This is a genomic window from Amycolatopsis lexingtonensis (genome assembly GCF_014873755.1).
GTDB classification, from domain to species: Bacteria; Actinomycetota; Actinomycetes; order Mycobacteriales; family Pseudonocardiaceae; genus Amycolatopsis; species Amycolatopsis lexingtonensis.
This window is the reverse complement of record NZ_JADBEG010000001.1, coordinates 3,987,939-3,996,748: the sequence shown is the minus strand read 5'-3', so window position 1 is coordinate 3,996,748 and position 8,810 is coordinate 3,987,939. Positions and strand designations below refer to the sequence as shown.

The window sequence follows — 8,810 nt, the reverse complement described above, 5'->3', positions numbered from 1 at the left end:
CTCGCTCCGGACGAGAAGCCCGAGCAGGCGATCCTGGCCGACCTGGCCCGGCTCGAAAAGGCGTTGCGGGACACGGCGATCGACCCCGGCGCCCACGAGGAGATCACCGCGCGCCTGGAGCAGGTGCGCGGGGCGTGGAGCGCCCGCGACGACGTCGACGACGGCTTCGACTTCGACGACGCCAGCGACGACGAGATGTTCGCGCTGCTCGACGAAAAGCTGGGGGCCGGCGACTGAGCGGACCCTTCAGTCCACTGTGGAACGGTCGCCCAGCACCGAGGCCAGCTGAGCGCGGCCGTCGATCTTCAGCTTGCGGTACAGGCTCGTCAGGTGCTTCTCGACGGCCCGGCGGCTGATGCTCAGCTCACCGGCGATCTCGGTGTTGGTCCGCCCGCCCGCCGCCAGGCGCGCGACGGTCGCCTCGCCCGCGGTCAGCTCCGCCGTGGGCCGGGGCAGCTCCGCGTGGCCGAAGGTGCCGTCCTCGCGTTCCTCCAGCCGGCCCGCGCCGCAGCCTTCGGCCAGCGCCCGCGCGCGGGCCAGCAACCGCCGCGCCGCCACCGGTTCCGTCTCGCGCAGGCACGTCCCCAGGTCGGCGCAGGCCTTGGCCGCTTCGAGCTCGTCCGGCGCACCGTCGAGCAGCTCGACCGCCTCCCGCAGCAGCTCGACCGCGTGCTGCCGGCCGGCCAGCGCGGCGAGCACCCGCAGGGACCGCCCGACGAGCGCGGGCGCGCCCCACGCGAGGGAGTGGCGGTGGTGCTCCTCGGCGAGCTGCCGCGCCTGGTCGGTCCGCCCGAGCCGCCGGGCCAGCAGCGCCGCCGACCCGCGCCACGCGTAGATCGCCGGGTTGCGCCAGCCCGCCCGGTCCAGCAGGCGGCCGCGGTCGAGGAACTGCGCCAGCGCCGTTTCCGGGTTCTCGCGCGCGGCCAGCATGCCCTGCAGGCCGCGCCGGACCGCGAACACCGCGAGGTCGTCGGCGTCGGGCAGGCCGTCGAGCACCTGGCGGGCCAGGTCGCGGCTGCGCGCGGAGTCCGCGACCAGTGCCAGGGTCGTGGCCGGCAGCGCCAGCACGTCGTAGCCACCCGGCTCGGCCGCGCGGAACGCCCGCTCCGCCGGCTCCCCGGCCTCGGCGAACCGGCCGCGGGAAAGCAGCGCCAGCGCCTGGTGGACGTCGACGAGCACGCGCGTCGCGGTGGTGGCCCGCGGCCCGCCCGCCGACGCCAGCCACGGCGTCACGGCGTCCGGCCGGCCCGCGGCGATCAGCACGAGCGGGACGATCCGCAGCGCGGTCCCGGCCCGGACGGTCCGCGCCGGCTCGTGGTCCAGCAGCACGCCGGCGTGGCGGGCGGCCTCGTCGGCGGTGACGCGCCCGCCGAGCGTGGCGGCCAGGAGCAGCACCGCGCGCAGCTCCCGCTCGCCGGGCCCGGCCGGCCGGTCGGGCAGCTGCCGCAGCCGCTCCGCCGCCGCGGCCGGCCGTCCGGGCTCTTCGAGCGCGGCAAACCAGTCGCGGGCCTCCAAGCGCAGCCCGAGGTCGGGATCGCCCGGGTCGGTGACCGTGCGGACCAGCTCCGTCACCAGCGGCCCGCGCGCGGCGGCGGTGAGCGGAATGCGGGCGACCGCTTCGGCCCGTTCGCGGCCCGCGGGCAGCAGCGGCGCGGCCTGCACCAGGTACCGCACGGCCGCGCGCGGATCGGGTTCGGCGGCGGCCAGCTCGGTGAGCAGCCGGGCCCGGCCGGGATCGCCGGGCGGCACGTCCAGCAGGGCGCGCCGCAGGTAGCGCGCGGCCAGGTCCGGGGCACCGCGGCGCTGGGCCGCGACGGCCGCCGTCCGCAGGGTCGCGACGTCTTCGCGGCCGCGGAGGGCGTCGACGCTGAGCAGCTGCGCGGCGACGTGCTCGGGCGGAAACCCTTGCGCGGTCAGCAAAGCCGCCGCGGCCCGGTGCGCTTCCGCGGTGCTCGCCGCGCTCCGCGTCTCCTCGACCACCCGCACCAGCGCGGGCTCGGGGACCAGCCGCCCGTCGACGGCGGTGCTCAGCCACGCGTCGCCGAGCAGGGCGCGGGCTTCGGCGCACGCCGCCGCGTCCAGCCCGGCCAGCCGCGTGACCAGCTCGGGTTCCGCGTGCCGCCCGAGTGTGACGACCGCCCGCGCCAGCGCCTCGACCTCCGGTTCACGCCGGACCAGCAGCCGCAGCCGTTCCCGGCGCACGGCGGCGCCGAGGTCGCGCAGCGGCTCGCAGTCCTCGGCCCGCCCGGCCAGGCGCTGGGCGAAGGCGCGGGACAGCAGCTCGTCGAGCTCCTTCGGCCGGCCGCCGGTCAGCTCGTGGCAGGCCGCCGCGAACGCGGGATCGACCCCGGCGCCGAGCCGCGCGGCGGCCACCCGGCGCGTGCCGCCGGCCGACAACGGCAGCGCGCGGACGGCGGGCCCGGCGGCCCGGGCGAGGTCCTGCAGCGCCGGTGCGCGCGGGGCGTCCGGCAGCACGACGCCGAGCAGCACCCGGGTCCCGCGCAGCCGTCCGGCGAGGAAAGCCAAGGCGCGCAAGGAAGGTTCGTCGGCCCAGCGCACGTCGTCGACCAGCACCACGACCGGCTCGCGGGCGCCGAGCGAAACCAGCAGGACGTGCAGGCCGTGGAGCAGCGCCACGGCGTCGTCGCAGCCGGCCCCGGCCGCGGACCGGAGCAGCTTCCCGGCGAGCGGCGGCAATCCGGCTTCGCACGGGTCGCCGTGCAGGGGCAGGACGAGCTGCCGCACGACACCGAAGGGGAAGTCCCGCTCGCCGGGCGCCCCGCCCGCCCGCAGCACCCGCGCCCCGCGGCCGGCGGCGAGACGGCCGAGGAGCCGCAGCAGCGCCGTGCGGCCGGTCCCGGTTTCCCCGCTGATCGCGACGACCCCGCCGTCCTGCCGTAATGCGCCGGCCAGCGCGGTTTCCTGGGTTTCGCGTTCGAACAGCACCCGGGTCAGCTCCCCGCCGTGCGGGTGGGCCAGTGGTCCGCGAGCGCCGCCCGGCCCTTGAGCCCGAGCTTGCGGTACACCTTGGTCAGCCGCAGTTCGACGGTCCGCAGCGCGATCGACAGCTCCCGTGCGATCTCCCGGTTGGCAAGCCCGCGGGCGGCGAGCTCGGCGACATCACGTTCGGCCGGCGACAGCGCGTCGGGGCGAGGTACGGGGAACCGCGGCGCGGGCAGCGAATCGGCAGGCCGCCGCGGCACGGGCACGGCCCGCCGATCCGGTGCCCGCTCCCGCAGCCCTTCGAGCGCGGCGGCCGTCCCCCACCGTTCGGCGAGGGCCACCTCCTCGGCGGCCAGCGAGGCGGCGGCCGCGTGCTCCCCGAGCCGGCGCAGGGCGAGGCTCGCCGTCGTGCGCCAAGTGGCGACCATCGGGTTGACCCACCCGCGTGCGCGCAGGACGCGTCCACATTCGAGGGCCGCCTGAAGCGCGGTGGCCGGATCGTCTTCGGCGAGGGCGAGTTCCGCCTCGGCGTGCCGCAGGAACGCGGCGGCCGCCCCGTGTTCACTCCCGCGAGGCAGCGGCTCGGCGCCGAGGTGCCGAGCGTGTTCAAGCCGCCCGACCCGCAACCGCGCACTGATCTCGACGGCGGCCCGCACCGGCACGGCAAGCGGGTGCCAGCACCGCACGGGCAGCTCCCGATCAGCGGCGGCGAGATCCCGCAGCGCTTCTTCAGGCCGATCGTCGCGCAGCGCGGCGGCGGCCCGGTGGACGAGCGCCTGCGCGGCGGCGGCCCGGGCATCCCGCCGCCTGGCCGCCGCGATGACGGCGGTGAGCGCGTCTGCGGCGTCGGCCAGGGTCCCGGCGCAGATCAGGGCCCGGCAGGCGGCGATCCGCGGCATGAGGGGTGCCTCTTCCCGCACGACGAGCGCGCGGGAGGCGAGATCGAGAACGGCGCCTCGTTGTTCCCCGCGCACGGCGAGCCGGAAGGCGGTGACGCCGGCGTCGGCGGGGTTCGGTGTGCTGGTGCCGGGGAAGGCGGGGAGTGAGGCGGTGCGGTTCTTGCTCGTTTCAGCGCCGGTTGCGCTGGGTTCGACTGCGGCTGGGTGGACCGCGACCGGGCCAGTGGTATCCAGGCGGGCCGCAGTTGGGCGGGCTGTGTCCGGGCCAATCGTGTCCGAGCCGGGCAGTACGGGCACCGGCATCTCCGGATCGGCCGCGGCTTCCTCCCGGGCGAGCCGCCCCAGAGCGACCAGCGCTGGGTCCACAGTGGACGCCCGGCCGGGTTCCGCCACCAGCCGGTGCACCGTCTCGGCGTCGCCGCGGGCCAGGAGGAGGTCTGCCGCCGTCGTGGCGGCCGGGAGTGCGGCCAGTGCGGGTTCCGCCAGGACCTGGATTAGCCGGCGGTCCGCGTGGTCGGGATCGCGGCGGACGACCGCCGATGCGAGCCGGACCAGCAGCGTCGCACGGTCGGCCGGGGAGGCGGGCTCGGCCAGCGCGCGCCGCAACGACTCGGCCGCGGCCACCGGGTTCCCCTGGGCCGACCACTGTTCCGCCGCCTCCGCGAGCACCGCCCGCGCCCACGGCTCACCGACCGGCGGCGCCGCGCGCAGCAACTCCGCCGCGACCAGCGCACCCGCCCCGGTCCGGTGCGCCAGTTCCGCACCCCGGCGGTACAGCTCGTCCCGATCCGGCTCGGCCAGCTCCGCCAGCACGTCCGCGGCGAGGTGCGGCTCCGCCGGACGCCCGTCCGTCACCAGGCCGCTCGCCTCCAGCGCACTCAGCGCCGCGGGCACATCCGCCGCCCCCAGCTCGGCCAGCCCGACCGCGGCGACGACATCCAGCCGCTCCGAAACCGACATCGCCCGCAAGAGCGCCAACGCCCCGGGCGGCAGTCCACGGCGGATCCGGGCCGTGCGCGCCGACATCACCGCCCGTCCGGCAGCCACTACCCGCGCTGGATTCCACTGCTCGGCGGATGTCCCCGCGCGCCCAAGGGCCGCCGCGTCGTATTGCCCGGCCGAGGACACCGCCCGCCCCGCAGCGACTACCCGCGCCGGATTCCACTGCTCGGCCGAGGTCTCTGCGTGCCCAACGGCCGCCGCGTCGTATTGCCCGGCCGAGGACATCGCGCGCCCTGCAGCGGCTGCTCGCGCCGGATTCCATTGCTGGGCCGGGGTCACCGCCCGCTCAACGGCCGCTGCGTTGTATTGCCCGGCCGAGGTCACCGCCAGCCCGGCAGCCGCCCCGGCCGGATCATGCGCCGCCGCCCATTGCTCAGCCAGCTCGTGCAGCACCGCCGGTCGTCCGCGGACGATGTCCAGGACCGCCGTCTCCGCTTCCGCCGGCAACTCACCCAGCACCTGCCGCACCAGCATCGCCGTCTCGGACGAACTCAACGGTGCCAACGAAATCCGGTGCCCCGCGGCAATCGGCTCGTACGCCGTCCCGATCAACAACACCGGCACGTCACCAGTCCGACCGGCCATCTCCGCGAACCACCGCAGCGACCACTCATCCGCCCACTGCAAGTCATCGACCGCCAGCACCACCGGCCGCTCCGCCGCGAGCCCCGCGAACGCATCGCACAAAAGCCCAGCAGCACGCTCACGATCCTCGAGACAACCGCCCACCAGCTCACCGAAAGCAGCCGGAGACAACAACGCGGCCGCCAGCTGCGTCACCGCCCCGAACGGAATCCCGTCCGGGACACACGAAGCCACCGCGCCGCGCACCCGCGACAGCAGCGCCGTCCGCCCGACCCCCGCCGCCCCCGAAATGCCCACCGTCGCCCCGCGGCCCCGCGACAGTCCCGCGACCAAGTCGTCGAGCACGCTCACCGCGCGTTCCCGGCCGACGAGACGCGATTGGCGCACAGGACGACCTCCTCCGGCGGCCGGTCCACGGCGACCCTGGCCGTGGGCAGCGTAAGCCGCGCCGGCGGCCGCGGCCCGGGGCCGGGCGCCGGAGGCGGGAGCTCTGCCCGCGCGGCCAGAATTCCCGGGGACGGGCGGGCAATCGGCGACCGACCGTGACTCAGTGGTCGCGCAACGCTTCCGCCAGTTCGGCGCGGCCGCCGATGCCGAGCTTCCGGTAGACGCTCGTCAGGTGCACCTCGACCGTGCGCTGGGTGATGAACAACGACTCGGCGATCTCGCGGTTGGTCGCGCCCTCCGCGGCCCGCTCGGCCACCCGCCGCTCGCTTCCACTCAAGGCGTCCGACGGCGAATCGGTGCCGTGGCGCATCCGGCCGCCCGCTTCGGCCAGCGCCGGCAGCGAAAGCCCGAGCTGCTGCTTGTCCCGGCTGAGCACGGAAAGGTCGATGGACCGGCGCAGCCGTTCCCGCGCGCCTTCGGCGTCGCCGCGGGCCAGCAACCGCCTGCCGAGCAGGTACTCGGCCTTCGCCTGCTCGACTTTCGCGGGCGAATCCGCGAGGAGCTCGGCCGCGTCGCGCAGCCGCTCGATCGCCGCGCCCCCGTCGGCGAGCACCCCGCGTGACGTCTCGAGCATGCCCAGCACCCGGTTGGTGCCCCAGCGGCGGACCGCGGGCTCGACGCCGTCGAGCACGGCCTCGCCCTCGGCGCGACGGCCGAGCCCGGCCAGCAGCTCGGCCGATTCGTACCACCACGGCGCCAGTACCGGGTTGCCGATCCCGTTGCCCGCCAGGCTTTCCCCGCAGGTCCGCAGCACGGCGAGCGCGCCTTCGACGTCGCCGAAAGCGGCGCGGGCGCGGGCTTTCGCGATCAGGTACCAGTGGTACTCGAGCGTGAAGTGCTCGAGCCGCGGCCGCACGATCGCGGCCAGCACCTCCTCCGCCCCGGCCGGGTCGCCCTGACGCACCAGCAGCGAGGCCAGCACGGTCTGCGGCATCGCGGTGCCGGGCGCCCAGCGCTCCTGCGTGATGACGTCGAACGAGTACTGCGCGTCCGCCAGCGCGTCGGTGAGGTTGCCGCAGAACTGGTGGACGAGCGCGCGCGTGGTCGCGCCGAGGACGTAGGTCCACCCCTGGCCGCGGCGCTGCGCGTGGTCGAGCACGCCGCCGAGCGCCGCCAGCGCGGGCTCGGGCCGGTCGGCGAGGTAGAGGGTGAGCACGGCGCCGAGCACGGCCCAGCCGCCCGGGGCGACGTCGCCGATGCGCAGCACCTGGGCCGCCTGGGCGACGACCTCGCCGGCCGGGCGGCCCTGCAACGTGCCCAGCGACGAGAGCATGCCGAGCAGTTCGCGCTCCTCGGCGGTGTCGCCCGGCGGCGGGACGACGTCGCGCAACCGCGCGCCGACCTGGGAAACCGTGGCCTTTTCGTCCAATCCGGACAGCAGCAGCGCCGACTGGCCGACCATCCGCAGCGCCCGGTCGGCGGGGGAGGGGGTGGGATCGGTCACCGCTTCGAGCGCGTCGGCCACCTCCGTCGCCAGCGCGTAGGACCGCCGGGAGTTCTGCGCGCCCAGCGACACCATGACGTACTGCATGACGATCGGCACCCGCCGCCGTGGGTCGGCCACGAGCTCGAGCGCGTGTTCGAGGTGCCGCAGCGACGCCGCCGGGTCGGTCTGCCCGAGCACCCGGGACAGGTGCACGAGCACCGCGACGTCGTCCTCGTGCGCCCGCAGCACCTGCGTCAGGTACCGCGCCGCCGCCGCGGGCGCGCCCCGGCTTTCGGCCGCCGCGGCCGCTTCCCGCAGCACGGTGACCATCCACGGCTGCGGCGGGCCGTCGAGCACCAGCAGGTGGACGGCGACCTCCTCGCTGGAACGGCCGCTGTCGTTGAGCAGCGTGGCCGCGCGTTCGCGCAGCCGGGCCAGCTCGGCCGGCGCCGCGGTGTTCAGCGCGGCCGCGCGGATCAGGTCGTGGGCGTAGTCCAGCCGGTCCGGTTCGAGCAGCTCGCCGTCGCGCAACGCCTGCACGGCGTGCCGCGCCGGCCCGGGCCGGGTGCCGGCGAGCGCGGCGATCGTCTCCAGTTCTTCACCGCCCAGCACCGCGATCGCGCGCGCGACGGCCAGCGCGTCCGGGGACAGCCGGTCCAGCAGCGGGCGGACCACGGCTTCCCGGCCGAGCTCCTCGAGCTCGCCGACGTGCCCGGCGTCCGGCGGCACGCGGTCGCGCAGCGAGCCGACCACGCGGTCGAGCAGGAACGGGTTGCCGCCGGTGATGTCGACCGCGTGGCGGACGAACTCGGGGTCCGGCGCCGCGCCGAACCCGGCCGCCAGGACGTCGGCGACCGCCTCGGCGGTCAGCGGCGCGAGGTCGACCGCGAGGCAGTTCACCGCCGTGCCGATCTCGGCGAGCACCGCCGGGCCCGGCCCGTCGGACCCGGTGCGCTGGGCCAGCAGCACCAGCACCGGCAGGTCTTCGGCCCGGCGCAGCAGGAAGCCCAGCCAGCGCAGGGAAGTTTCGTCGCACCACTGGACGTCGTCGACCGCGAGCACGACCGGCCCGCGGGCGGCCAGGCCGGCGACCAGCCAGTAGAGGCCGTGCATGACCGAGTAGGTGTCGGCGGTGCCGTCGCCGCGCCCGGGGGCGAGGGCGGGCAGGGCGAGCCGGGCACTGCCGGCGAGCAGGCCGGCCTCGCCGGCGTCCCCGCGCGGCCACAGTGGACCGAACAGCGCGCGGACCGCTTCGTAGGCCCCGGCCCCGGTGTCGGCGCAGGTCACGGTGAGCACGGTGGCGGCGCCGCGGCCCAGCTCCTCGAGCGCGACGGCCAGCAGCCCGGTCTTCCCGATCCCGGCGGGCCCGCGCACCAGGACCGCCTGCCCCTCGCCGAGGGCGGCGGCGCGCGCCCGGTCGGTGAGCACCCGCAGTTCCCAGTCCCGCCCCGCCAGATCCGGCCGGGCCGATCCCCGCACCCCACTCCGAACAGCCACAGTCCTCCCGT

At 76.7% G+C, this 8,810-nt stretch carries 3 protein-coding genes; all 3 read right to left on the bottom strand.

Annotated elements, in window-relative coordinates:
* Nucleotides 1–246: 246 nt before the first annotated feature.
* Nucleotides 247–2,946, bottom strand: coding sequence for an AAA family ATPase (locus tag H4696_RS18095; protein ID WP_086864037.1), 2,700 nt, complete (start codon nt 2,944–2,946; stop codon nt 247–249).
* 5 nt (nt 2,947–2,951) lie between these two features.
* Entirely contained in the window at nt 2,952–5,816 is a 2,865-nt protein-coding gene (locus tag H4696_RS51275) for a helix-turn-helix transcriptional regulator (protein ID WP_338078688.1), read from the bottom strand.
* Between the two features lie 160 nt (nt 5,817–5,976).
* Nucleotides 5,977–8,799, bottom strand: coding sequence for an ATP-binding protein (locus H4696_RS18085; protein ID WP_338078687.1), 2,823 nt, complete (start codon nt 8,797–8,799; stop codon nt 5,977–5,979).
* Nucleotides 8,800–8,810 lie beyond the last annotated feature (11 nt).